The organism is Allomuricauda sp. CP2A, from assembly GCF_001683915.1.
In the GTDB taxonomy this organism is placed as follows: domain Bacteria; phylum Bacteroidota; class Bacteroidia; order Flavobacteriales; family Flavobacteriaceae; genus Flagellimonas.
The window spans coordinates 1-21,793 of record NZ_LXTT01000136.1; the positions used below are offsets into that span (position 1 = coordinate 1).

Here is a 21,793-nt window from a genome sequence, read left to right on the forward strand (position 1 = left end):
TGAAAAACCGCCTCTACAACGGAGGCGGTTTTTATTTTGTCTATTGTATTGAATATAGGATTTTATTTTAATCCAATTCCGAAGTAAGCATCCCATAAAAAGCCTTGATCCCATACGCCAATTGCCCAATCTTCAGATTTTCATTGGGGCTATGCTGATTGTTGTCCGGATTCACCATGGGAACAATAAAGGCCGGGATTTTCAATTCGTTGATAAAGGCAGCGATTGGCACGGTTCCTCCCGTAGTACGGATTTGAATCACATCTTTCCCAAAGCTTTCCTGTAAGGTTTTCACCAAAAACTGCCCGTAGGGATTGTCCAAATTGGTTCGGAAGGCATCCGTAACGCTACCTTCGGTTACGGTCACTACCTTATCATGGGCCATGCGTTCCTCTTTGGTTGGAACATGATCAAAAACTTTATACCCCTGTTTGGCAATATGGTCCTTTACCAATTTTTTTAACCGATTTCCATCCGTTTCTACCACCAAACGAAGGTCCAGTTCGGCAGTGGCACTTTCGGGCACAATGGTACGGGCTTTGTCGCCTATCCACCCGGAGCCCATTCCACGAATGTTCAAAGAAGGGTATTGGAGGGCTTCTTGATAAAACCCACCCACTTTTTCCGCAGATTTAAACTGAAGCTGGTCTGAAATCCCAGCATCGCTATCAGGCACGCTTCTTAAAACTTCCATGACCGCATCGCTGATGGTGATGCCATCATAATACCCTGGAATGGTTACTTTGCCATCCGCATCTTTCATACTGGCCAGCAATTGAGCCAATTGAAACCCTGGATTAGGGGCGTAATTCCCATAATGGCCACTATGTTGCGGTTTTACGGGTCCGTATGTGGTCAAGGTCAACGTAGTGATTCCTCGGCAGCCATAGACCACGGTTGGATCGCCCGAAGCATGTACCGGCCCATCGGCAATGACCAAAAAGTCGGCTTCCAGCAATTCGCGATATTGTTTTACCGCCTTAGGTAGAGGTTTGCTGCTTTTCTCTTCTTCGCCATCCAAAATGACCTTCACATTGAACGGTATTTCCTTTCCCTCTTTTTTTAAGAGATCAATGGTGTTCAGGAACATGACGATAGGGGATTTGTCATCCGAAGTGGAGCGACCAAACAGACGCCAATCATAATTAATGTCATCGTTCAGCTCCTCAAACGAAATGGTTTTGAAGCCATCGCCATCTGGAGCTTTCAGCACAACTTCATACGGATTGGGCTGATCCCATTTGGATGGGTCAACCGACTGCCCATCAAAATGCATATAGAGCAGCAGGGTTGGTTTGGCATCATCCACAGGTAATGCGGCAAAAAATAGCGGCATGTTCTCCGTATCCAAAACGGCCGTATTAAAACCCCGCTCCCCAAACTTCCGTTTCAGCCAAAACACATTATCATCAATATCGTCGGCATTCAAAGCATCATTGGGAATGGCAATGAACTCCCGGAGTTCGGTAATGGCCGAGGCCACTTGCGATTTGATGGCCATGTCATCTTGGCCCGAAACTGAGGTGAAAATCAGTAGGGATAGTAAAAAAGCGGCTTTTTTCATAGTTGTGTTCAGTTTTTTTGAAGCTGAAAATTAACGAATTTGATTCACAAAATCGCTAATATGATCTACACCATTTTGCGTCAAATGTTTAATGAAGGCTGAACCGATGATGGCACCCTTGGTTTTCTCCGTAGCCTGCTGAAACGTTTGTGCATTACTGATGCCAAAACCAACAATCTGCGGATTGTTCAAATTCATGTTGGCAATTCGGTTAAAGTATTCCGTTTGCTCTGCTCCGAACCCTTCTTTGCTTCCTGTGGTACTGGCAGAACTCACCATATAAATAAAACCTTCTGAAGCGGCATCAATGGCTTTTATCCGTTCCTCACTGGTTTGTGGAGTAATCAAAAAGATATTGATAAGCCCATATTTTTCAAAGGTCGATTTGTATTCTTCCTGATATACGTCCAGGGGCAAATCGGGCAAAATAAGGCCGTCGATCCCTATTTCTTGGCATTTTTGACAAAATTCCTCTACGCCATATTGAAGCACGGGATTAAAATACCCCATCAAAATAAGAGGAATGGAAACCGTTTTCCGGATGTCTTTCAACTGTTCAAAGAGCAGCTCGGTATGCATGCCATTTTTTAAGGCGGCAGTGGAACTTTCCTGAATGGTGGGGCCATCGGCCAGTGGGTCGCTGAACGGCAACCCGACTTCAATAAAATCCACACCGCTTTGTTCCAAATCCTGAATGATTTTCACCGTATCGTTCAGCCGGGGGTAGCCCGCCGTAAAATATATGGAGAGGAGTTTTCCTGCCCGTCCGGCAGGCGGGTTATCCTCTTGCAGTTTTTGTTTGATTCTGTTCATTTTCTCATCGTCATTCCGAACTTGTTTCGGAATCTTTTTATTATTAGATATGGGGTTGTAAAAACACCCCTAAAGTCCCCTCAAGGGGACATCTATAGTTTAAAATAATCAATATAATTCTGTAAATCCTTATCACCCCGACCTGAAAGGTTGACCACAACCACATCATCCTCTTTGAACTTTCGGTCCTCAAAAATGGCGAGCGCATGCGATGATTCAATGGCGGGTATGATACCTTCCAATTGGCAAAGCCCAAGCCCGGCAGTCATGGCATCATCATCGGTAATGGAAATGAATTCACCCCGTCCTGAGGTGTACAAATGGGCGTGTAACGGTCCAACCCCTGGATAATCCAACCCAGCGGAAATGGAATAAGGTTCCGTAATTTGCCCGTCTTGGGTCTGCATCAACAAGGTTTTGCTACCGTGGATAATGCCCACTTTTCCCAATACCGAAGTAGCGGCGCTTTCCCCGGAGTGGATGCCTTTTCCCGCAGCTTCCACGGCGATGATTCCAACATCCGGATTATCCAAAAAATGATAGTAAGCCCCTGCGGCATTACTGCCTCCACCTACGCAGGCGACAACATAATCTGGATTTTCCCGACCTTCCTTTTCTTTGAGTTGAGATTTGATTTCTTCAGAAATCACGGATTGAAACCGAGCTACCATATCCGGATAGGGATGCGGCCCCACCACAGAACCGATAATGTAATGCGTGTCCACCGGATTATTGATCCAATCGCGAATGGCCTCGTTGGTGGCATCTTTCAAGGTTCTACTTCCAGATTTGGCCGGACGTACTTCGGCACCCAACATTTTCATTCGGGCTACATTGGGGGCTTGACGGGCAATGTCAATTTCACCCATATACACCACACATTGAATGCCCATGAGTGCACAGACAGTTGCGGTGGCCACCCCATGTTGACCTGCACCGGTCTCGGCAATGATTCGATGTTTCCCCAGCTTTTTAGCCATAAGAATCTGCCCGATGGTATTGTTCACCTTGTGCGCTCCGGTATGGCACAAATCTTCTCTTTTGAGGTAGATTTTGGTGTTGTATTTTTCGGATAGGCGATTGGCAAAATAGAGTGGGGTAGGTCGGCCTACGTAATCCTTCAACAATTGGTGGAACTCTTCCTGAAAAGAGGGTTCCGCCATAATGCGGAGGTAGTTTTGCCGAAGCTCCTCACAGTTGGGATAGAGCATTTCTGGGATAAAGGCTCCCCCAAATTCACCGTAATAGCCTTTTTCATCAGCGTGATACGTCATGAGTTGTCAGTTTTAAGTTGTAAATGGCCATTGAGCGATGCTATGAATGTTTTCAATGACGCTATGTTTTTTAGTCCGGGTTCAGTTTCAAATCTACTGTTCACATCAATGGCATAACAGTGTTTTGAAGCTGGACTGTTCATAAATTCGTTTAGTTTTTCAACGGATTCCAATCCAATCCCCCCACTTAAAAAGAAGGGTTTGGTGGAGGGATACTTTTCCAAAATGGTCCAATTAAAGGTATAGCCGTTCCCCCCAGGCAGTTTTCCTTTGGTATCGAAAAGGTAGAAATCACACACGTTCTCGTAGTCTTTCAAAATGGAAAAATCGAAATCATCCATGATAGAGAAAACTTTAATGATTTCCAATTCGTCACCCCGAACTCCTGCCTGCCGGCAGGCATGGTGTTTCGGGGTCTCATCCTGTTGTGATGCTGAATCAAGTTCAGCATGACGCAAGGCACCACAATATTCAGGACTCTCCTTCCCATGAAGTTGAACAGCATCCAATTGATACTGCTCCACTTTTTCCAATACTTCTTCCACGGCAGCATCCACAAAAACCCCTACTTTTTTGATGGATTTGGACAATTGGGGCATGTCTCCCTCAAAATAGCGAGAGGAAGGTTCCCAGAAAATAAAGCCCAAATAATCGGGTTGCAATTGGGCAACCTCGGTTGGGTTATGGTTCATGCCGCAGATTTTCAGTTTCATTTTTTTTTGCTTTTGTCAGGTCGAGTGTTTTGAAACTTGTTTCAAAATGTATCGAGACCGCTTGCTTCTCGATACGATTTTTCTTTGGTTTCGACTTCGCTCAACCACCAAAAAATCACTCCTGTCTGCCGACAGGCAGGCGAAGTGACATTATTTTTTTAATTCATCAATAAACTTTTTCGCACTTTCACCGGGATCATCCGTTTTCATAAAATTCTCTCCAATCAAAAAACCTTGGTAACCGTAAGGTCTAAGCTCTTTGATAGCTTCAATGGTACTGATGCCACTTTCGGAGACCTTTACAAAATCATCCGGAATTTGCTCCGATAGTGATTTACTAATGTCCAAGCTTACCTCAAAGGTTTTTAAATTCCGGTTGTTGACGCCCAACATATCCAAACTGGGCATAATGGATTTTTGCAATTCCTCCTCATTGTGGACTTCCAAGAGTACATCCAATCCCAAACTTTTTGCAGTTTCTGAAAGCGACTTAATCTCATCTCGCGATAAAATGGCCGCAATCAACAAAATCACATCGGCGCCATAGGCCCTGGCCTCCACAATTTGGTATTCGTCGATGATAAACTCTTTGCGAAGCAAGGGAATGTTCACCGAAGCCCGCGCCAGCAATAAATCGTCCAATGATCCGCCAAAATATTTACCGTCGGTCAGGACTGACATGCCACAAACACCAGCCTCAGCATACCCTTTGGCAACATCTTGCACATTCAAGCCCTGGTTGATGACCGATTTTGAAGGGGAACGCCTCTTGTGCTCCGCAATGATTCCCGTTGCGCTGTTTTTCAATTCGGAAGCCAAGGAAATTGAGGTGCGTTCCATCAGTACGGATTGCTCCAATTGTTGGACCGTGATCAACGATTTTTTTAAATCGACCTCTTTGCGTTTATCAGCTACTATTTTGTCTAGGATGTTCATTTTACTTTGTCATTACGCACTTGATGCGGAATCTATTTTTTGTTACTGTTGGATTCCTGCTTTCACAGGAATGATATTGTTTTTGTTTTATTTGTCATTCCGCACTTGATGCGGAATCCATTAGTTGTGCCAATCTTGAGCCAAGTCATTCCAGTTAGGGTTTTCCTTTTCAATCAAATCAATTTTCCATTGTCTTTTCCATTTTTTGAGTCGTTTTTCTCTCAAAATGGCATCATTCACATATTGATATGTTTCGAAATAAATCAATGTGTCAAGTCCATACTTTTTGGTGAATCCTTCAATAGTCCCACTTTTATGTTCAAGAATTCTTCGTTCCAAATTATTTGTCATACCAATGTATAATGTGCCATTGCGCTTATTGGTAAGGATATAGACATAATATTGATGTACGTTTTTAACCATAGATTTTCTTGGATTCCTGCTTCCGCAGGAATGACAAGGTTGTAAAACTTAATTTTTACTCAACTCCTGCAATTTCTTCAACGCCTCTAACCCTTTTCCGCTCAATAAGGATTCCTTGGCTTTTTCAAAACCAGCTTTTGGGGTCAACCCTTCCACGGTGGCGATGGCCACACCCGCATTGGCACAGACCACATTGTTTTGGGCTTCGGTTCCTTTTCCGTGCAGTACATTTAAGAATATCTGTGCTGATTCCGCAATGTCCTCACCGCCTGTAATCTCATTTTGTGAAATCTTGGCAACGCCAAAATCCGCTGGGGCCAACATGCCTTCGGACATATTGGAAATGGTCTTGGTGTCACCAGTCAAAGAAATCTCATCATAGCCATCCAAAGCGTGCAACACCGTGAATTTTTTGTCAGTATTTTGGTAGAGGTAGCCATACATTCGGGCCAACTCCAAGTTAAATACACCCACCATCTGGTTTTTTGGGAAAGCAGGATTCACCATCGGCCCCAACATATTAAAAAAGGTCTTTACGGCCAATTCCCTTCGGATGGGTCCCACATTCTTCATGGCGGGGTGGAAGAGAGGAGCGTGCAGCACACAGATTCCAGCTTCCTCGATGGATTTTTTCAAAAAATCAGCATCATTACTGAATTTGATGCCCAAAAATTCCATCACATTACTACTTCCACATTTTGAGGAAACCCCGTAGTTGCCATGTTTTGTGACCTTAACTCCAGCTCCGGCCGTGACAAAGGAGGCCAAAGTGGAAATATTGAAGGTGTCCTTACCATCCCCACCCGTTCCGCACAGGTCGATGGGATCATAATCGGATAAGTCCACCGCAAGGCAGAGTTCCAAGAGGGCATCCCGGAAGCCTTCCAATTCTTCAATGGTGATGCTACGCATCATATACACGGTAAGGAAAGCCGCAATTTGCGAAGGATTGTATTCGCCCTTGGCAATGTTCACCAAAATCTGTTTGGCCTCTTCCTTGGGCAGTATCTCGTGATTGATTAATTTATTTAGTGTCTCTTTCATTTTCCTTGTTTGTCATTCCGCACTTGATGCGGAATCTATTTTACTACTATTTGGATTCCTGCTTTCGCAGGAATGACATATCAGTTACTCTCCAACCAATTTTTTAGCATTTGTTTTCCTTCTGGAGTCAATACGGATTCTGGATGAAATTGCACCGCAGTTACATCATAGGTTTTATGGTGAAGTGACATGATTTGTCCATTTTCATCCACCGAAGTGACCTCCAGTTCTTCGGGCAAGTCTGTATCAACTACCCACGAATGGTAACGACCTACCTGAAGCTCTTTGGGCAATCCTTTAAAAATAGGATCATCCTTAATCACGGAAATGGTGGTATCCACTCCATGGTATACTTGATCTAGGTTGATCAAGGTACCACCAAAGACCTCACCAATGGCCTGTAATCCCAAACACACCCCAAAAATACGCTTGGTAGGGGCATATTTCTCTATAATTTCCTTGAGCAATCCGGCTTCATCAGGGATTCCCGGGCCAGGGGACAATACAATATAGTCGAACGGCTCCACTTCAACCAAAGTGAGTTGGTCATTCCGTTTTACGGTGACCTCGCAATCCAAATCCTCCAGATAGTGCACCAAATTGTAGGTGAAACTATCGTAATTGTCTATCATTAAAATCTTTCTTCCCATGGTTAGATTGTTTCGGCAATTTCCAAGGCTTTGTTCAAGGCGCCCAGTTTGTTATAGGTTTCCTGTAGCTCGTCTTCTGGGTTGGAGGCGGCCACCAATCCTGCGCCGGCTTGGTAATAGAGTTCGTGATTTTTGCTTAAAAAAGTACGGATCATGATGGCATGGTTAAAGTTGCCGTCAAAATCCATAAAGCCGATGGCTCCACCATAGTACGCCCGACTCGTTTTTTCATATTTTTCAATGAGTTGCATGGCCATATGTTTGGGTGCTCCGCTCAGGGTTCCCGCAGGGAACGTGTCCGCCACAACCTTCATGGTGGTGATGTCCTTTTTCTTCTGCCCCGTGACTTTGGAGACCAAATGAATGACGTGGGAGAAATATTGTACTTCACGATACGTTTCCACGCTCACGGTGTTTCCATTCCGGCTGAGGTCGTTTCGGGCGAGATCCACCAACATGACGTGTTCGCTGTTTTCCTTGTCATCTTGGGCCAATTGTTTGGCCAGTTCGGCATCTTTTTCATCATTCCCGGTACGTTTGTAGGTACCTGCGATGGGATGGATTTCCGCCTTGCCTTCCTTTACAATGAGTTGTGCTTCGGGCGAGCTGCCAAAGATTTTAAAGTTTCCATAATCAAAATAGAAAAGATACGGGGAGGGGTTGATGGAGCGAAGTGCTCGGTACACGTTGAATTCATCCCCCTTGAATTTTTGGGTGAACCTTCGGGACAACACCAATTGAAAAACATCACCTCGCTGGCAATGCTTTTTGGCCAACTCCACATGCTCTTTGTAATCCTCATCCTTTAAATTGGATTGGGGTTCGCCTTCCCTTGAAAAATTGTAGGAAGCAAAATTACGAACGCTGAAAAGCTGTTCAATTTCATCCACATTGCTTTCGGTATTGTAGCAATGGGCAAAAAGATACGCTTCATTCTTAAAATGATTGATGGCGATGATGTTCTGGTAAACGGCATAGTAGATATCGGGGATACTGACCGAATCTTCCTTTTTAGAAATATCCACATCCTCAAAATACCGGACGGCGTCGTAGGCCATATAACCAAAAAGACCATTGTATATGAATTTAAAACCATTTTGGGAGGTTTTAAATTGCTGACCAAAGTTGTGGATGACCTCAGTGACATCAATTTCAGGTGTGATTTCAGTTATTTCCTTTTTACCATCGGGAAACCGTTGCGTAATGGTTTCGTTCTCCACTTTGATATAGGCAATGGGATTGCAGCAGATGTATGAAAAACTGTTGTCATTGGCGTGGTAATCACTACTTTCCAATAGAATGCTATTGGGAAACTTATCCCTTATCTTTAGATAAACACTCACCGGGGTGATGGTGTCTGCCAAGATTTTTTTGTAATGTGTCTCTAGTTTATATTCCATTTTCGTTTCTATTTCCACGGAGGTGGAAAGCTATTTTTGGTTAATCAAAGAAATAGGTTAAATCTTCCCAATTTGGATTGAAATCATTTATTAGGTTGATTTTCCAACTTCTATTCCATTTTTTTAATTGTTTTTCTCTTCTTTAAATCATTGGTGTAGCCTATATAAATGGTCCCCAATTTTTTGTTCGATATGATATAGACATAAAACTCATTCTTAACTTTAAAGATTTCCGCCTTCGCGGAAATGAGAACAAAAGTCAGTAAAATGAAAAAAGGCCTGTCGTGATGACAAGCCTCTTGTATGATTATAATGGGGACTTAGCTCACGACATTTTCCGTAAGTTAATCCACCACCAGGTATTTACTGTTCTGTTATTCATTGAGTCAAATATAGAAAGGAAAATTTAACCAGCAAACAAAGTTTTGTTTTAAAATTAGAAATCCCGTCCAAGAACTTCTCGAACGGGATTTCCACACACTAAACATGAGCTGATTACATCTGCAAATCAACTACCAAATCAAATTCATCATAGATCAACTTGTCCTTGGCAGTACCGATGATACCAGAACTATACTTTATGTCGTATTTAGTCCGGTCAACTTTCAAAGTTGCGGTAGCTTTGTTTCCGTAAACAGACACATCAAAAGTAACGGGCTTGGTAATCCCTTTAATGGTAAGGTCACCGGTAACTTCATAGCTGTTTTTACCTGTGGACTTTACTTTGGTGAAAACCAATTTTGATGTTGGGTTGGCCGCAGTTGAGAAGAAATCATCTGAGCTTAGATGCCCGTCCAATTTGTCTTTGTACTCACCTTCCAAATCTGTGGTGTTGATGGAGGCCATGTTCACTACGAACTCACCACCTACCAATTTGTCGCCGTCAAATTGCAATGCACCGGATTTTAATGTTACAGTACCGGTGTGCGATCCACCAAACTTATAGGCTTTCCAGGTTACAGTACTTTCTTCGGCCTTTACTTCCTTGGTTTCCTTTTCAGTGGTGTTAGCCATTGATGATGCACCAACTACGGTGGTCAATACCAAACTTAAAACTCTCTTTTTCATACTCGTTTAATTTCTGTTTTTAGGGTTAAAATTTATATATGTGTAACTAATTCTTCTGTTGATTTCCGGACTTTGGGAAGATGCTGGGTAACATCGTCTTCCGACCTGTACCCTATGGCCAGCACCACTGTTGCGGTAAGGCCTTTTTCATCCAACCCCAAAATTTTATTGTATGCTTCGGGCTCAAAGCCTTCCATGGGGCACGAATCGATTTTGAGCTCCGCAGCGGCCTGCATCATATTGCCAAAGGCAATGTACACTTGTCTGGCAGCCCATTCTTTTTTGGTTTCCGCAGGAAGCTCCAATAATTTGGATTTCATAAAGTCTGCATATCCCTTCAGTTTTTCCGTAGGAATGTTCCGGGTTGAGCTGGTGTTTTCGATAAAGCCATCAACCAGTTCCTCACCAAAATCTGTAGTGTTGGCAAAGACGATGATATGCGAGGCATCCGTGATCTGTGATTGGTTCCAAGAAGCGGGTTTAAGTTGCTCCTTTATCTGTTGGTCAGATATTACGAACAAATGGTAGGGCTGTAATCCGTAAGAGGAAGCACTCAACCGTGTAGCTTCAAGCAAAGTCTCCAAATCTTCATCCGACACTTTTTTTGTGGTATCGAATTTTTTTGTGGCATAACGCCATGTCCTATGTTTTAAAACGGTGTTCATTTTTTAATTAGAATTTATCCAAAAGGTGATTTAATTGTTCCAGTTCTTGTTTGCTGAAATGTTGTACGATACTTTGTTCCGCTTCGGCAACCACTTTGTCCATTTGCGACAAGGCCTCAGTTCCCTTTTCAGTGATGACTATTTCCACCTTCCGTCGGTTCGAGGGGCACACACTCCGGTTTACAAACCCTTTGGCCAAGAGCTTGTCCACCAAACGGGTGGTGTTGCTCATTTTGGTGACCATCCGCTCATTCAGGGTGGACAGATTGGCGGGTTTCCCCTTTTGTCCCCTAAGAATGCGAAGCACATTGAATTGTTGGAGTGAAACCTCAAAAGGCTTAAGGGCATTTCCGACCAATTCATAAATCTTATTGTGCACCAACGAGATATGAATCAGGGTCCTGCTTTCCACCGGCATCTTCTTTGACGTCTTTATGATTTCCTCAACATTCATGTATAAACAATATTTGTATATACAAATGTAAGATGATCTACTGGTTCCCACCTAATTTTTAACAGATAAAATTTTGTTAAAAGGAAAATGAAGCCATTCCCATTGCTTATTTTTAAAGAGTAAAATTCACAGAATGAAGAACTTACTATTGCTTGGGATGGCCTCCCTTATTTTGCTGTCCAGTTGTAGAAATAAAGACGGGAAAGAAAAAGCGGAAGATACTGTTGCTGAATCGCAAGTGGACCAAAATCAATCTACAAAAGAAGAAGCCGTTAAATTTCCTGTATACGATTTTGAAGGTTTTGAACCCTTGCTGCACAAAGAAGATGACAAAACCTATATCGTCAACTTTTGGGCCACATGGTGCAAGCCTTGCATTGCCGAGCTTCCCTATTTTGAAAAAGTGAATGCGGAGCAAAAGGATAATAATGTTGAAGTGATCTTGGTGAGTTTGGACATGCCCAGCATGTGGAAATCCCGATTGGAGCCTTTTGTGGAAAATAAAAAAATAGAATCTGAAGTGGTCATTTTGGATGATCCCAAGCAAAACGACTGGATACCAAAGGTGGCCGAAGAGTGGGGTGGGGGTATTCCCGCCACCTTAATATATAATAAGGATAAGCGTAGCTTTTATGAGCGCGGCTTTACCTACGATGAATTGAACACTGAATTGAACAAATTTTTAAACTGACACCACATGAAAACACTTAAAATTTTAGGATTATTCGCTTTGGTACTTTCTTTGGGTGCCTTTACCATCACCCCGAACCCAATGGACGACGGGTATAAAATTGGTGACATTGCCACAGATTTTTCCTTAAAAAACATTGATGGGAACATGGTTTCCCTCTCGGACTATGAAGATGCCAAGGGTTTTTTGGTCATTTTCACCTGCAATACCTGTCCGTATGCTGTGGCCTATGAGGATAGGATCATTGCTTTGGACCAACAATACAAATCCAAAGGAGTGCCCGTAATCGCCATCAATCCCAACAACCCAGAGGTGCAGGCAGGGGACAGTTTTGAAAAGATGAAACAACGCGCTGCCGAAAAAGGCTTTACGTTCCCATATTTGCTGGATGAAGGTCAGGAAATTTTCCCGCAATATGGTGCTACACGAACTCCTCATGTGTATTTATTGGAGAAAACGGCTCAAGGCAATGTGGTACGGTATATCGGAGCCATTGATGACAACTACCAGGATGCCTCAAAAGTGGAAGATGCCTTTGTTGAGGATGCCGTGGATGCCCTATTGGCCGGGCAGGAAATCGAAGTGAAGACCACCCGTGCCATTGGATGTACCATAAAAGTATAGAGGAATTCACAAAATTATATGGATTAAAATCCGGGGGTAATCCTCGGATTTTTATTTTTGCAGAACTTAAATACAATAAAAATGTCAGATTTATCACAAGAAGAATGGGCCGAGCAACTGGAAAATGATGACAGTGCCGTTATTTTGGACGTTCGTACCGAAGAAGAAGTTGAAGAAGGCTATATTCCGGGAGCCATCAACATCGATATATATTTGGGACAAGAGTTCATGGACGAATTGGAAAAGCTGGACAAGTCCAAAAGTTACTACGTGTATTGCAGATCTGGCAGCCGAAGTGGACAGGCCTGTGCCATTATGAACAGCATCGGTATTGAAAATGCCTATAATCTGGAAGGTGGTTTTATGAATTGGGAGGGCGATGTCGCCGAATAATTATGGAATTGGAAGCGGTCATAGTAGAACTGGAACGAAACCGAAAGGTTTTCAACACGACTTTGACCGATATGTCCCAACCGCTCATCAATTGGAAGAACAATCCGAAGGATTGGTCCCTCTTGGAAATTATCTGTCATTTGGTGGATGAGGAAAAAGAGGACTTCAGGGCACGTATAAATCGAGCTTTTCAGTATCCGGGCAAACCTCTTAAACCTATTGATCCTGCGGGATGGGTAAAAAGTCGCAATTATAAAGAGCAGGACTTCGAGAAAAAACTGCAACAATTTGATAAGGAGCGACAAATATCCATTGCCTGGTTGAAGACCACTGCAGATCTTAACTGGGACAATTCCGTTCTGCATCCCGAATATGGGGCCATGCCAGCGCATTCCTTTTTGTACAATTGGTTGGCACACGACTATCACCACATCCGTCAAATCAATGGAATCAAGTATCATTTTTTAAAGAAAAATTCCGGCGATTCTTTGGAATATGCCGGAAATTGGTAGGCAATTTCCTATATTGGCCCCATGAAGGAAGACTTGCTCCATTTTATATGGGGGCAAAAAAAGCTTCATGGAAGACAACTTACCTCAACTGCCAACGAAGCCATAAACATTAAGGCCCCGGGAGTCCCAAATCAGTATTCAGGCCCAGATTTTTTCAATGCCAAGATTGAGATTGATACCCAAATTTGGGTGGGCAATGTGGAAATTCATTTGAAATCCTCAGATTGGTATGTACATCACCATCAAACGGATTCCAATTATGACAATGTAATTCTGCATGTGGTCTGGGAAGACGATGTTGCGGTGTTCAGAAAGGACGGTTCTTTGATTCCAACCTTGGAACTCAGGCACCATGTTCCCAAAAAATTGCTGCAGAACTATCAGGATCTATTGAAGAAATCCAAACCCAAGTTCATCAACTGTGAAAAGGATTTTGCTGAAATAGATTCTTTTTTGGTGGAGCATTGGCTGCATCGGCTGTATATTGAGCGATTGGAGCAGAAGAGCAACCGCATAGAGGAACTGCTCAAAAAATCAAATAACGATTGGGAAGGCGTGTTGTTTACACTATTGACCAGAAATTTTGGTTCCAAGGTCAATGGCGATTTCTTTTTGGATAGGGCAGCACAATTGAGGTTTTCAATCATCCGTAAGGTAAGCGCTTCGTTGGAGGTATTGGAAAGCCTGCTTTTTGGCCATTTTGGTCTTTTGGAAGTGGATGATTGCAGCGACCAGTATTATCTTCAACTTCAAAAGGAATATCAATATCTTTCCATAAAATTTGATTTGCCTCCCGTTTTGTCAAAACCAGAGTTTTTTGGACTTCGCCCTCCCAACTTTCCAACCATCCGAACATCGCAATTGGCCAATCTGTATGCCAAAGAGCAGAATCTTTTCGCATTGATTGTGGATGCAAGCACGTTGGAGGATATGCAAGCCATTTTTGAAATAACCGCCAGTTCGTATTGGGATGACCATTTTACTTTCGGAAGAACATCCAAAAAGAGCAAAAAGAAACTGTCCAAAAATTTCATTGAATTGCTGGTCATCAATACCATTGTTCCCATAAAGTTTTGTTATTCCAAACACGTTGGATTGGATTGGAACGACAATCTAATTTCCTTGGTATCAGCCATTGGCAAAGAGAAAAATTCCATTATTAGTGGGTTTGAAAACTTGGGTTCCAAAACCAAAAATGCGATGGAGAGTCAGGCCAAGATTCAATTGTACACGGAGTATTGCGCAAAAAATAAATGCCTACGGTGTGCCTTGGGTGCACATTTATTGAACAGAAATACATAATTTTAGGCATGGCTTTGTTCTACGATACGCTTTATTACTTTCAAAAACGGGGCTTTGAGGTCTGTAGACGCATTGCCGAACGTTTGGGTATTCGTGCCAGGGTGGTGCGAACCACTTTTATTTATTTGACCTTTGTGACTTTGGGCTTTGGTTTTGCCCTGTATCTTTTTATCGCATTTTGGTTGCGGATCAAGGATTTGGTCTATACCAAGAGAACCTCCGTATTTGACCTTTGATTATGATCAAACTCTTGCGTTCCAAAATAGTCCTGGCTCTTTCCTTAATGGTGCTGGTACTTTCATTTGGGGTGATAGGGTATAGATTACTTGCGGACTACACTTGGATAGAAGCGTTCTACATGACCATCATCACGGTTACCACGGTGGGCTTTTCCGAAGTTAGACCGTTGGATGCCGAGGCAAAGATTTTTACCGTATTTTTAATCGTAACAAGTGTTTTTATCTTTGGTTTTGCCATTTCTGTGGTGACCGAATATTTATTGGCGAGAAACTCCATCGAAGCACTAAAAAAGAAGAGAGTGAAAAAACAGATAGATAGCCTATCCAACCATGTGGTGGTTTGTGGTTTTGGTAGAAATGGAATGCAGGCGGCTGATAAGTTGATGGCCTACAAAAAACCCTTTGTGGTCATAGAAAAGAACAAGGAAATCATTGAGCGGTATGCCGATGAGGTGTTGTTTGTTGAAGGTGACGCCAATGAAGATGATATTTTGTTGGAGGCCGGTATTGATCGGGCCCACTATTTGATCACGGCTGTTCCCGATGATGCCGCCAACCTGTTCATTGTACTTTCTGCCCGTCAACTGAACAAAAATCTCTTTATTATAAGTAGGGCTTCACAGGTCACTTCACAAAAAAAGCTGGAGTTTGCCGGGGCCAATAAGGTGATTATGCCCGATAAAATAGGAGGAGATCACATGGCATCATTGGTGGTAATGCCCGATTTGGTCACTTTTATGGACAAACTTTCCGTGGAAGGGGAGCATACCACCAATTTGGAAGAAGTGGAGATTGAGGATTTTGCAGATCAGATGGAATGTAACTCAATTCGGGATTTGGACCTTCGCAGAAAAACAGGATGTACCATAATCGGGTACATTGATCCAAATGGAACATATATCATAAACCCAGAGGCAGACCTTAAGTTGGAACCCAAGGGAAAGGTCATTGTTTTAGGTAGACCCGAACAAATACGCAAGCTCAACCAAATGTTCCAGATAGGCTAGTTAAAAAATTGTAAAATTTGATAGCGTAATTTTTTTTTTGGATATTGCCGACTTTACATTTTGCCGATTACCATAACTAACTAATACCGACATATGAAATATTTTCTTACCCTTTTGACCTTTATTTCGCTGACTTTGGGCTATTCCCAAGAATTGACTGTAAAGGGCAAGACCTATAATGTATCAGATAACATCAACGACGGGGTCATTGAACTTTCTGTGGACGGAGGTGTTGAACCCTATTCCTATAAATGGAGCAATCAGAGTACACCGCTTACTTCCAAAAGAGCCCAAGGTTTGGTTGAGGGGATTCCCTACAGCGTGGTTGTTACCGATGCGGCCGGTAATTCCATTACCCAAGAATTTAAGGTTGAAACGGAGTCCATCACGGAAGTTTTCAATGGAACAATGACACCGGCAGTTGGTGCATTGGGTGCCGTTTTGTTTTGGGATCCTTTTGCAGCCATCGGTATTTATGACCCTGTGGCCTATGCGGATGTTAAACTTATTGGAATCCCTGATTGGAGCAACGAAACCCAAGATCGGTTTGTGCTCAAACAATGGTTGAAGGGAGAGGGACAAAGTGTTGCTGTAGGGGATGATGTTGCGGTCATCACTAGTGATAATGATGGGGATATTACCATTAAGGCTAATGCGAAGGGTAAATTGATTCACAAAGTAGATGAAGGAAAAGTAATCTATAATTCTGAAAATCTGGAACATGTCATTGAACAAGGAGCCCATTATTTTGCCGAAATAGAATATGACGAGCCCGTAGCCATGATGCATCCCAATGGAGACCCCATTGTAAAGGGAATTCCCTTTATCGTGATCTGGCTTGTTTTTGGTGCCCTGTTTTTCACCCTTCGAATGGGCTTCATCAACATTCGTGGATTTAGACATTCCCTTGATTTGGCAAAAGGAAAATACGATGACCCTGACGCACCGGGTCAAGTAACGCACTTCCAAGCATTGGCAACTGCCGTATCCGGTACTGTAGGTTTGGGAAATATTGCAGGTGTAGCCGTAGCTGTATCCTTGGGTGGTGCCGGAGCTACTTTTTGGATGATTGTATGTGGATTATTGGGGATGTCATCAAAATTTGTTGAGTGCACCCTTGGGGTGAAATACCGTGATATATTGCCAGATGGTCGTGTGTTCGGTGGTCCCATGAATTACCTCCGCTATGGATTGGAAAAACGAAACATGAAAGGCTTTGGAAAAGTATTGGCCGGTCTATTTGCGGTGCTGGCCATTGGGGCTTCCTTTGGAGGAGGAAATATGTTCCAGGCCAATCAATCCTTCGAGCAACTAGCGGGACAATTTCCAGCACTGGCCGGCAATGGTTTCTGGTTTGGCGTGGTGACCGCCATTCTTGTTGGGGTTGTTATTATTGGAGGAATAAACAGTATTGCCAGGGTAACCGGAAAAGTGGTGCCCATCATGGCTTCAATTTATATTCTTGCCGCACTGGCCGTGATTATCATGAACATACAGAACGTAGGTCCTGCATTTTCAGCGATTGTTAATGGAGCCTTTAGCCCTTCAGCACTTAAAGGTGGTATTTTAGGGGTTTTGGTCATAGGATTTCAGCGAGCGGCATTCTCCAATGAGGCTGGGGTTGGTTCAGCGGCCATTGCCCATAGTGCTGCAAAGACAAATCACCCACCATCTGAAGGCTTTGTGGCATTATTGGAACCTTTTATTGATACCGTTGTGGTATGTACATTGACAGCTTTGGTGCTTATTTTTACAGGTATGCATGAAGTAGAAGGTATGGCTGGAGCGCAATTGACATCCGATGCCTTTGGAAGCCAGATATCTTGGTTCCCTTATGTTTTGGCCGTTGCCGTGTTCCTTTTTGCCTTTTCTACCATGATCTCTTGGTCTTACTACGGAATGAGGGCCTGGACCTATCTTTTTGGGAAGAGCAGACGTTCCGAAATGCTCTACAAAATGCTATTCTTGATATTTGTAGTTGTGGGAGCTTCCGTAAGTTTGGGTGCTGTACTTGATTTTTCCGATATGATGATTTTGGCCATGTCATTCCCTAATATTATAGGTCTCTATATTATGTCCGGAGAGGTTAGGGAAGACCTGAACAACTATCTCAAAAAATTGAAGTCCAATCAGCTCTTTAAAAAGGCCATCGTCAAAAAATAGAGAAACAGACAGGAATGAAAGGACAATCCCACTTCAAGTTCAACAAACAAGAACGAAGTGGGATTTTCTTTTTGTTGCTCATCATTTTTGTACTTCAGGGGGCATATTATTACGTAAAAGCGCAACCTTTTAACGGAAATTCCAAAGTGGTGGTCAATACCTTGGTCCAATCCCGATTGGATAGCCTTAAAAATAGTATGGCGAAAGATTCCCTGAAGTTATTCCCTTTCAACCCCAATTATATTACAGACTATAAAGGATACAACTTGGGAATGTCCACAGAAGAAGTGGACCGATTATTGGCATACAGGGCAGCGGATAAGTTTGTGAATTCAGCCGAGGAGTTTCAGCAAGTGACCCAAGTTTCAGATTCGCTTCTTGCCAAAATAGCACCGTATTTTAAATTCCCGGATTGGGTACGTCAGAATAGAAAATTTCCAAAAACAAACACCCCATCACAAAAGGAAATTGGAAAAGCTCTCCAGAATTTAAACAGTGCCACTGTTGAAGAGCTTCGAACCGTAAGAGGTATCGGCGAAACCCTTTCCAACCGGATCATAAAATTTAGAAATAGACTTGGGGGCTTTTTGGTCAATGAACAATTGTATGATGTATATGGGCTGGAACCTGATGTGGTCAAAAGGGCATTGGAACAGTTTCAGGTGATTGATGCCCCAAAAATTGAGAAAATCAATATAAATACAGCTACGGTGGAACAGTTGGCCAAACTAATATATATTGACTATAATTTGGCGAAGGAAATTGTCTCATATCGCGAAGCCCATGGGCCTTTTACCACATTGGACGGATTAAGCGGGGTTAAGTCGTTTCCAGCGGGTCGGATTGAGAGAATTAAGTTATATTTGACCCTATAAAATAGCTTGAATGGTTACGGAAACCTTGTCCACAATGAATTTTGATTATTCGGAGACCCAGAAGATGGTCGCCGAGTCTGCCAGGGAGTTTGCGCAGCAGTACATTTTTCCCCATGTTATGGAATGGGATGAATCCCAAACCTTTCCCATTGAAGTCTTTAAAAAGGCCGGGGAATTTGGTTTTATGGGCGTTTTGGTACCCGAAGAACTGGGGGGCTCAGGTCTGGGATACCACGAGTATATTGCCATTTTGGAGGAAATATCCAAAGTGGACCCGTCCATTGGGTTATCGGTTGCTGCCCATAATTCGCTTTGTACCAATCATATTTTATCATTCGGGAATGAAGAACAAAAACAACGCTGGATTCCCAAATTGGCCACGGCAGAATGGATAGGTGCCTGGGGGTTGACCGAACACAACACTGGTTCAGATGCTGGTGGGATGAACACCACCGCCATAAAAGATGGCGATTATTGGGTATTGAATGGTGCCAAGAACTTTATCACCCATGGCATAAGCGGGGATGTTGCCGTAGTGATCGCCAGAACTGGTGAGAAAGGGGACAGCCATGGAATGACCGCTTTTGTAATAGAAAAGGGAACCCCGGGATTTGCCAGTGGGAAAAAAGAAAATAAACTGGGCATGCGGGCCAGTGAAACCGCAGAACTCATTTTCACGGATTGTAGAATCCCAGATGCCAACCGATTGGGCGAAGTGGGGGATGGTTTCATCCAGTCCATGAAGGTTTTGGATGGCGGCCGTATTTCCATTGGGGCCTTGTCTTTGGGTGTTTCCAAAGGAGCCTACGAAGCCGCACTGAAATACTCCAAGGAAAGGGTACAGTTTGGGAAGCCCATTAGTGAGTTTCAAGGAATATCCTTTAAGTTGGCCGACATGGCCACTGAGATTGAAGCTTCGGAACTTCTGTTGCACAAAGCCGCTTTTTTGAAAAACGAGGGCAGGCCCATGACCAAGTTGAGTGCCATGTCCAAAATGTACGCTTCCGAAGTTTGTGTGAAAATCGCCAATGATGCGGTTCAGATTCATGGTGGCTATGGCTATACCAAGGATTTTCCAGTGGAGAAGTTCTACCGTGATGCAAAGCTCTGTACCATAGGTGAGGGCACCACCGAAATCCAGAAGCTGGTAATTTCAAGAAATATTCTCAAGTAATTTTGTTTGATAATAACTTTTAAGCGTATATTTGCGCTCCAAAATCTAAAAGAAAGGAGGTTGTAGCCCATGTTAATTATACCTGTTAAAGAAGGAGAAAACATCGATAGAGCTTTAAAGCGTTTCAAGCGTAAGTTTGATAAAACTGGTACCATGCGTCAGTTGAGGACCAGGCAACAGTTCACAAAACCTTCAGTGCAACGTAGAGCCGAAATTCAAAAGGCACAGTACATTCAGCACCTAAGAGATCAAGAAGAAGTATAAGCTCTTCAGTATAAGATATAGAAATCCCGTTCCATGATTGGAGCGGGATTTTTTGTTTTAAGCCTTCGGCATATTCTATTTAATTACCTTTGGTATATGTCTGTTGATGCATTTATATCATACCTGAAACTTGAGAAAAACTATTCCCGGCATACCATACAGGCATATCAGAGGGATGTTGAGGAATTTTCCACCTTTTGTGAGGAAGCCCATGCTATTGAATCCATAATCGATGTTGGGTATCCTTTGGTGAGGAACTGGATAGTGCATTTATCCGGCAATGAGGTTTCCAACAGGAGCATCAACAGAAAAATATCCTCTCTTCGGGCTTACTACAGGTTTCTTTTAAAGGTTGGGGAGATTTCGGTTTCACCTTTAAAAAAACATAAAGCGCTAAAGACCGATAAAAAAGTTGAGGTGCCCTTCTCTGAGCGTGAAATGGAAGAAATGCTGAAGGAAATGCCCTTTGATGATGATTTTGAAGGTACCCGGGACAAGCTTATTATTGAATTGCTCTATACCACTGGAATGCGAAGGGCAGAGATGGTCAATTTGAAACTGGCTGACATTGATTTTTCCAAAAACACATTAAAGGTATTGGGCAAACGCAATAAGGAGCGCATTCTCCCATTGCTCCCCTCAACAATTGCCCAACTGAAAACCTATCTTGAAAGCCGTTCAAAGCTGGAACAGGCGCAGGATACCCCTTTTCTTTTGTTGACCAAAGGAGGTCTTAAAATTTATGAAACACTTGTTTATCGTACTATAAATAAGTACTTTAGTTTAGTGTCTCCCAAGGTAAAAAAGAGCCCGCACATTTTAAGGCACACCTTTGCAACGCACTTGCTGAATAGGGGGGCGGATTTGAATTCAGTCAAGGAATTATTGGGTCATTCTAGTTTGGCATCCACCCAAGTGTACACGCACAACAGTATTGCCGAGCTTAAAAAAGTACACCAAAAGGCCCATCCCAGAAACAAGAAATGAATTTTCTTGTATTGTTTAACATCACTGTCGCTAGGCAGTACTAAAACTACATCTTATGAAAGTAAATGCACAATCGGTAAATTTTGCAGCTGATGGTAAGCTTTTGGATTTTATCCAAAAACGAATGGATAAATTGGAATTGTTCTATGACAAGGTCATTGATTCGGATGTTTATTTAAAAGTGGAGAACACTAGTGCTAAAGAGAATAAGATTGTGGAAATTATGGTCTCGGTCCCCAGGGATAAGATTGTTGTGAAAAAACAATGTAAGACTTTTGAGGAAGCGGTTGATTGTGCTTGTAGTTCATTGGAAAGACAATTGGTGAAAAAGAAGGAAAAACGGAGGGCCAAGGTTTAATCAAAATTTTTGAAATTTTATTTTGATTAAAAAAATAAATCTATACATTTGCAGTCCGTTAGAAATAGCGGACTTTTTTTATGGACGAAAGGCGGTAAAACGCCGATGTAGCTCAGCTGGCTAGAGCAGCTGATTTGTAATCAGCAGGTCGTGGGTTCGAGTCCCTCCATCGGCTCGTAAGTTACTGAAAATAAGGCGGG

General features: G+C 42.9%; 26 protein-coding genes and 1 tRNA gene. 14 read left to right on the plus strand and 13 right to left on the minus strand.

What is annotated here, in order from left to right; all coding sequences use genetic code 11:
- Positions 1 to 67: 67 nt before the first annotated feature.
- The 13 genes from A7D14_RS16075 to A7D14_RS16130 form a co-directional block, all read right to left on the minus strand.
- A complete protein-coding gene (locus A7D14_RS16075) occupies positions 68 to 1,564 on the minus strand; it encodes a M20/M25/M40 family metallo-hydrolase (RefSeq protein ID WP_067036954.1) in 1,497 nt (498 codons plus the stop codon).
- Positions 1,565 to 1,594: 30 nt separating this feature from the next.
- The gene (gene trpA, locus A7D14_RS16080) at positions 1,595 to 2,377 is read right to left on the minus strand and encodes a tryptophan synthase subunit alpha (RefSeq protein ID WP_067036956.1); all 783 of its coding nucleotides are present in this window, start codon (positions 2,375 to 2,377) and stop codon (positions 1,595 to 1,597) included.
- Between the two features lie 92 nt (positions 2,378 to 2,469).
- A complete protein-coding gene (gene trpB, locus A7D14_RS16085) occupies positions 2,470 to 3,651 on the minus strand; it encodes a tryptophan synthase subunit beta (protein WP_067036958.1) in 1,182 nt (393 codons plus the stop codon).
- Positions 3,648 to 4,364, minus strand: coding sequence for a phosphoribosylanthranilate isomerase (locus tag A7D14_RS16090; protein ID WP_067036960.1), 717 nt, complete (start codon positions 4,362 to 4,364; stop codon positions 3,648 to 3,650). Before A7D14_RS16090 ends, trpB begins: the two co-directional genes overlap by 4 nt.
- 150 nt (positions 4,365 to 4,514) lie before the next feature.
- On the minus strand, positions 4,515 to 5,300 hold the full coding sequence (gene trpC / locus A7D14_RS16095) for an indole-3-glycerol phosphate synthase TrpC (protein ID WP_067036962.1): 786 nt from the start codon (positions 5,298 to 5,300) through the stop codon (positions 4,515 to 4,517).
- 120 nt (positions 5,301 to 5,420) lie between these two features.
- Entirely contained in the window at positions 5,421 to 5,723 is a 303-nt protein-coding gene (locus A7D14_RS16100) for a GIY-YIG nuclease family protein (protein ID WP_067036964.1), read from the minus strand.
- 48 nt (positions 5,724 to 5,771) lie between these two features.
- Complete coding sequence (gene trpD / locus A7D14_RS16105) at positions 5,772 to 6,767, minus strand: anthranilate phosphoribosyltransferase (RefSeq protein ID WP_067036966.1); 996 nt, start codon at positions 6,765 to 6,767, stop codon at positions 5,772 to 5,774.
- Positions 6,768 to 6,847: 80 nt separating this feature from the next.
- The gene (locus A7D14_RS16110; RefSeq protein ID WP_067036968.1) at positions 6,848 to 7,417 is read right to left on the minus strand and encodes an anthranilate synthase component II; all 570 of its coding nucleotides are present in this window, start codon (positions 7,415 to 7,417) and stop codon (positions 6,848 to 6,850) included.
- Between the two features lie 2 nt (positions 7,418 to 7,419).
- Positions 7,420 to 8,817 carry an anthranilate synthase component I family protein gene (locus A7D14_RS16115; RefSeq protein ID WP_067037001.1) on the minus strand — a complete coding sequence of 466 codons (1,398 nt, stop codon included), beginning with the start codon at positions 8,815 to 8,817 and terminating at the stop codon, positions 7,420 to 7,422.
- 110 nt (positions 8,818 to 8,927) lie between these two features.
- Positions 8,928 to 8,996 carry a hypothetical protein gene (locus A7D14_RS20580; protein WP_409552697.1) on the minus strand — a complete coding sequence of 23 codons (69 nt, stop codon included), beginning with the start codon at positions 8,994 to 8,996 and terminating at the stop codon, positions 8,928 to 8,930.
- 316 nt (positions 8,997 to 9,312) lie between these two features.
- The gene (locus A7D14_RS16120) at positions 9,313 to 9,885 is read right to left on the minus strand and encodes a YceI family protein (protein WP_067036970.1); all 573 of its coding nucleotides are present in this window, start codon (positions 9,883 to 9,885) and stop codon (positions 9,313 to 9,315) included.
- 32 nt (positions 9,886 to 9,917) lie between these two features.
- Positions 9,918 to 10,550: an NAD(P)H-dependent oxidoreductase gene (locus A7D14_RS16125; protein ID WP_067036972.1), complete on the minus strand. Its 633-nt coding sequence runs from the start codon at positions 10,548 to 10,550 to the stop codon at positions 9,918 to 9,920.
- A 7-nt stretch (positions 10,551 to 10,557) separates the two neighbouring features.
- Positions 10,558 to 11,004, minus strand: coding sequence for a MarR family winged helix-turn-helix transcriptional regulator (locus A7D14_RS16130; RefSeq protein ID WP_067036974.1), 447 nt, complete (start codon positions 11,002 to 11,004; stop codon positions 10,558 to 10,560).
- 133 nt (positions 11,005 to 11,137) lie between these two features.
- On the opposite strand from A7D14_RS16130, the gene A7D14_RS16135 reads away from it, so the two are divergent.
- The 14 genes from A7D14_RS16135 (at position 11,138) to A7D14_RS16200 (ending at position 21,768) form a co-directional block, all read left to right on the plus strand.
- Positions 11,138 to 11,695, plus strand: a complete 558-nt coding sequence (locus A7D14_RS16135; protein WP_067036976.1) for a TlpA family protein disulfide reductase — start codon at positions 11,138 to 11,140, stop codon at positions 11,693 to 11,695.
- A gap of 6 nt (positions 11,696 to 11,701) precedes the next feature.
- Positions 11,702 to 12,319 (plus strand): thioredoxin family protein, encoded by a 618-nt coding sequence (locus tag A7D14_RS16140; RefSeq protein WP_067036978.1) that lies wholly within the window; start codon positions 11,702 to 11,704, stop codon positions 12,317 to 12,319.
- Between the two features lie 81 nt (positions 12,320 to 12,400).
- Positions 12,401 to 12,712 carry a rhodanese-like domain-containing protein gene (locus A7D14_RS16145; protein ID WP_067036980.1) on the plus strand — a complete coding sequence of 104 codons (312 nt, stop codon included), beginning with the start codon at positions 12,401 to 12,403 and terminating at the stop codon, positions 12,710 to 12,712.
- Positions 12,713 to 12,714: 2 nt separating this feature from the next.
- Positions 12,715 to 13,224, plus strand: coding sequence for a DinB family protein (locus tag A7D14_RS16150; protein ID WP_067036982.1), 510 nt, complete (start codon positions 12,715 to 12,717; stop codon positions 13,222 to 13,224).
- Between the two features lie 21 nt (positions 13,225 to 13,245).
- Positions 13,246 to 14,526 carry a DUF2851 family protein gene (locus A7D14_RS16155; protein ID WP_067036984.1) on the plus strand — a complete coding sequence of 427 codons (1,281 nt, stop codon included), beginning with the start codon at positions 13,246 to 13,248 and terminating at the stop codon, positions 14,524 to 14,526.
- A gap of 8 nt (positions 14,527 to 14,534) precedes the next feature.
- Positions 14,535 to 14,762 carry a PspC domain-containing protein gene (locus A7D14_RS16160; RefSeq protein ID WP_067036986.1) on the plus strand — a complete coding sequence of 76 codons (228 nt, stop codon included), beginning with the start codon at positions 14,535 to 14,537 and terminating at the stop codon, positions 14,760 to 14,762.
- Positions 14,763 to 14,764: 2 nt separating this feature from the next.
- Positions 14,765 to 15,772, plus strand: coding sequence for a potassium channel family protein (locus A7D14_RS16165; RefSeq protein WP_067036988.1), 1,008 nt, complete (start codon positions 14,765 to 14,767; stop codon positions 15,770 to 15,772).
- 93 nt (positions 15,773 to 15,865) lie between these two features.
- Positions 15,866 to 17,935, plus strand: coding sequence for an amino acid carrier protein (locus A7D14_RS16170; protein ID WP_067036990.1), 2,070 nt, complete (start codon positions 15,866 to 15,868; stop codon positions 17,933 to 17,935).
- A 14-nt stretch (positions 17,936 to 17,949) separates the two neighbouring features.
- Positions 17,950 to 18,810: a helix-hairpin-helix domain-containing protein gene (locus A7D14_RS16175; RefSeq protein WP_067036993.1), complete on the plus strand. Its 861-nt coding sequence runs from the start codon at positions 17,950 to 17,952 to the stop codon at positions 18,808 to 18,810.
- A 34-nt stretch (positions 18,811 to 18,844) separates the two neighbouring features.
- Positions 18,845 to 19,984: an acyl-CoA dehydrogenase family protein gene (locus tag A7D14_RS16180; protein ID WP_067037003.1), complete on the plus strand. Its 1,140-nt coding sequence runs from the start codon at positions 18,845 to 18,847 to the stop codon at positions 19,982 to 19,984.
- Positions 19,985 to 20,053: 69 nt separating this feature from the next.
- Positions 20,054 to 20,248: a 30S ribosomal protein S21 gene (rpsU, locus tag A7D14_RS16185; RefSeq protein ID WP_067036995.1), complete on the plus strand. Its 195-nt coding sequence runs from the start codon at positions 20,054 to 20,056 to the stop codon at positions 20,246 to 20,248.
- A gap of 96 nt (positions 20,249 to 20,344) precedes the next feature.
- The gene (locus A7D14_RS16190; RefSeq protein WP_067036997.1) at positions 20,345 to 21,235 is read left to right on the plus strand and encodes a tyrosine-type recombinase/integrase; all 891 of its coding nucleotides are present in this window, start codon (positions 20,345 to 20,347) and stop codon (positions 21,233 to 21,235) included.
- Positions 21,236 to 21,290: 55 nt separating this feature from the next.
- Positions 21,291 to 21,593, plus strand: a complete 303-nt coding sequence (gene hpf, locus A7D14_RS16195) for a ribosome hibernation-promoting factor, HPF/YfiA family (protein ID WP_067036999.1) — start codon at positions 21,291 to 21,293, stop codon at positions 21,591 to 21,593.
- Between the two features lie 101 nt (positions 21,594 to 21,694).
- Positions 21,695 to 21,768: transfer RNA gene (locus A7D14_RS16200), tRNA-Thr, on the plus strand.
- Positions 21,769 to 21,793: the final 25 nt, after the last annotated feature.

Coding starts and splice junctions, on each gene's coding strand:
- A7D14_RS16075 (WP_067036954.1), bottom strand. CDS start 1,564: ATGAAAAAAGCCGCTTTTTTACTATCCCTACTGATTTTCACCTCAGTT.
- trpA (WP_067036956.1), bottom strand. CDS start 2,377: ATGAACAGAATCAAACAAAAACTGCAAGAGGATAACCCGCCTGCCGGA.
- trpB (WP_067036958.1), bottom strand. CDS start 3,651: ATGACGTATCACGCTGATGAAAAAGGCTATTACGGTGAATTTGGGGGA.
- A7D14_RS16090 (WP_067036960.1), bottom strand. CDS start 4,364: ATGAAACTGAAAATCTGCGGCATGAACCATAACCCAACCGAGGTTGCC.
- trpC (WP_067036962.1), bottom strand. CDS start 5,300: ATGAACATCCTAGACAAAATAGTAGCTGATAAACGCAAAGAGGTCGAT.
- A7D14_RS16100 (WP_067036964.1), bottom strand. CDS start 5,723: ATGGTTAAAAACGTACATCAATATTATGTCTATATCCTTACCAATAAG.
- trpD (WP_067036966.1), bottom strand. CDS start 6,767: ATGAAAGAGACACTAAATAAATTAATCAATCACGAGATACTGCCCAAG.
- A7D14_RS16110 (WP_067036968.1), bottom strand. CDS start 7,417: ATGGGAAGAAAGATTTTAATGATAGACAATTACGATAGTTTCACCTAC.
- A7D14_RS16115 (WP_067037001.1), bottom strand. CDS start 8,817: ATGGAATATAAACTAGAGACACATTACAAAAAAATCTTGGCAGACACC.
- A7D14_RS16120 (WP_067036970.1), bottom strand. CDS start 9,885: ATGAAAAAGAGAGTTTTAAGTTTGGTATTGACCACCGTAGTTGGTGCA.
- A7D14_RS16125 (WP_067036972.1), bottom strand. CDS start 10,550: ATGAACACCGTTTTAAAACATAGGACATGGCGTTATGCCACAAAAAAA.
- A7D14_RS16130 (WP_067036974.1), bottom strand. CDS start 11,004: ATGAATGTTGAGGAAATCATAAAGACGTCAAAGAAGATGCCGGTGGAA.
- A7D14_RS16135 (WP_067036976.1), top strand. CDS start 11,138: ATGAAGAACTTACTATTGCTTGGGATGGCCTCCCTTATTTTGCTGTCC.
- A7D14_RS16140 (WP_067036978.1), top strand. CDS start 11,702: ATGAAAACACTTAAAATTTTAGGATTATTCGCTTTGGTACTTTCTTTG.
- A7D14_RS16145 (WP_067036980.1), top strand. CDS start 12,401: ATGTCAGATTTATCACAAGAAGAATGGGCCGAGCAACTGGAAAATGAT.
- A7D14_RS16150 (WP_067036982.1), top strand. CDS start 12,715: ATGGAATTGGAAGCGGTCATAGTAGAACTGGAACGAAACCGAAAGGTT.
- A7D14_RS16155 (WP_067036984.1), top strand. CDS start 13,246: ATGAAGGAAGACTTGCTCCATTTTATATGGGGGCAAAAAAAGCTTCAT.
- A7D14_RS16160 (WP_067036986.1), top strand. CDS start 14,535: ATGGCTTTGTTCTACGATACGCTTTATTACTTTCAAAAACGGGGCTTT.
- A7D14_RS16165 (WP_067036988.1), top strand. CDS start 14,765: ATGATCAAACTCTTGCGTTCCAAAATAGTCCTGGCTCTTTCCTTAATG.
- A7D14_RS16170 (WP_067036990.1), top strand. CDS start 15,866: ATGAAATATTTTCTTACCCTTTTGACCTTTATTTCGCTGACTTTGGGC.
- A7D14_RS16175 (WP_067036993.1), top strand. CDS start 17,950: ATGAAAGGACAATCCCACTTCAAGTTCAACAAACAAGAACGAAGTGGG.
- A7D14_RS16180 (WP_067037003.1), top strand. CDS start 18,845: ATGAATTTTGATTATTCGGAGACCCAGAAGATGGTCGCCGAGTCTGCC.
- rpsU (WP_067036995.1), top strand. CDS start 20,054: ATGTTAATTATACCTGTTAAAGAAGGAGAAAACATCGATAGAGCTTTA.
- A7D14_RS16190 (WP_067036997.1), top strand. CDS start 20,345: ATGTCTGTTGATGCATTTATATCATACCTGAAACTTGAGAAAAACTAT.
- hpf (WP_067036999.1), top strand. CDS start 21,291: ATGAAAGTAAATGCACAATCGGTAAATTTTGCAGCTGATGGTAAGCTT.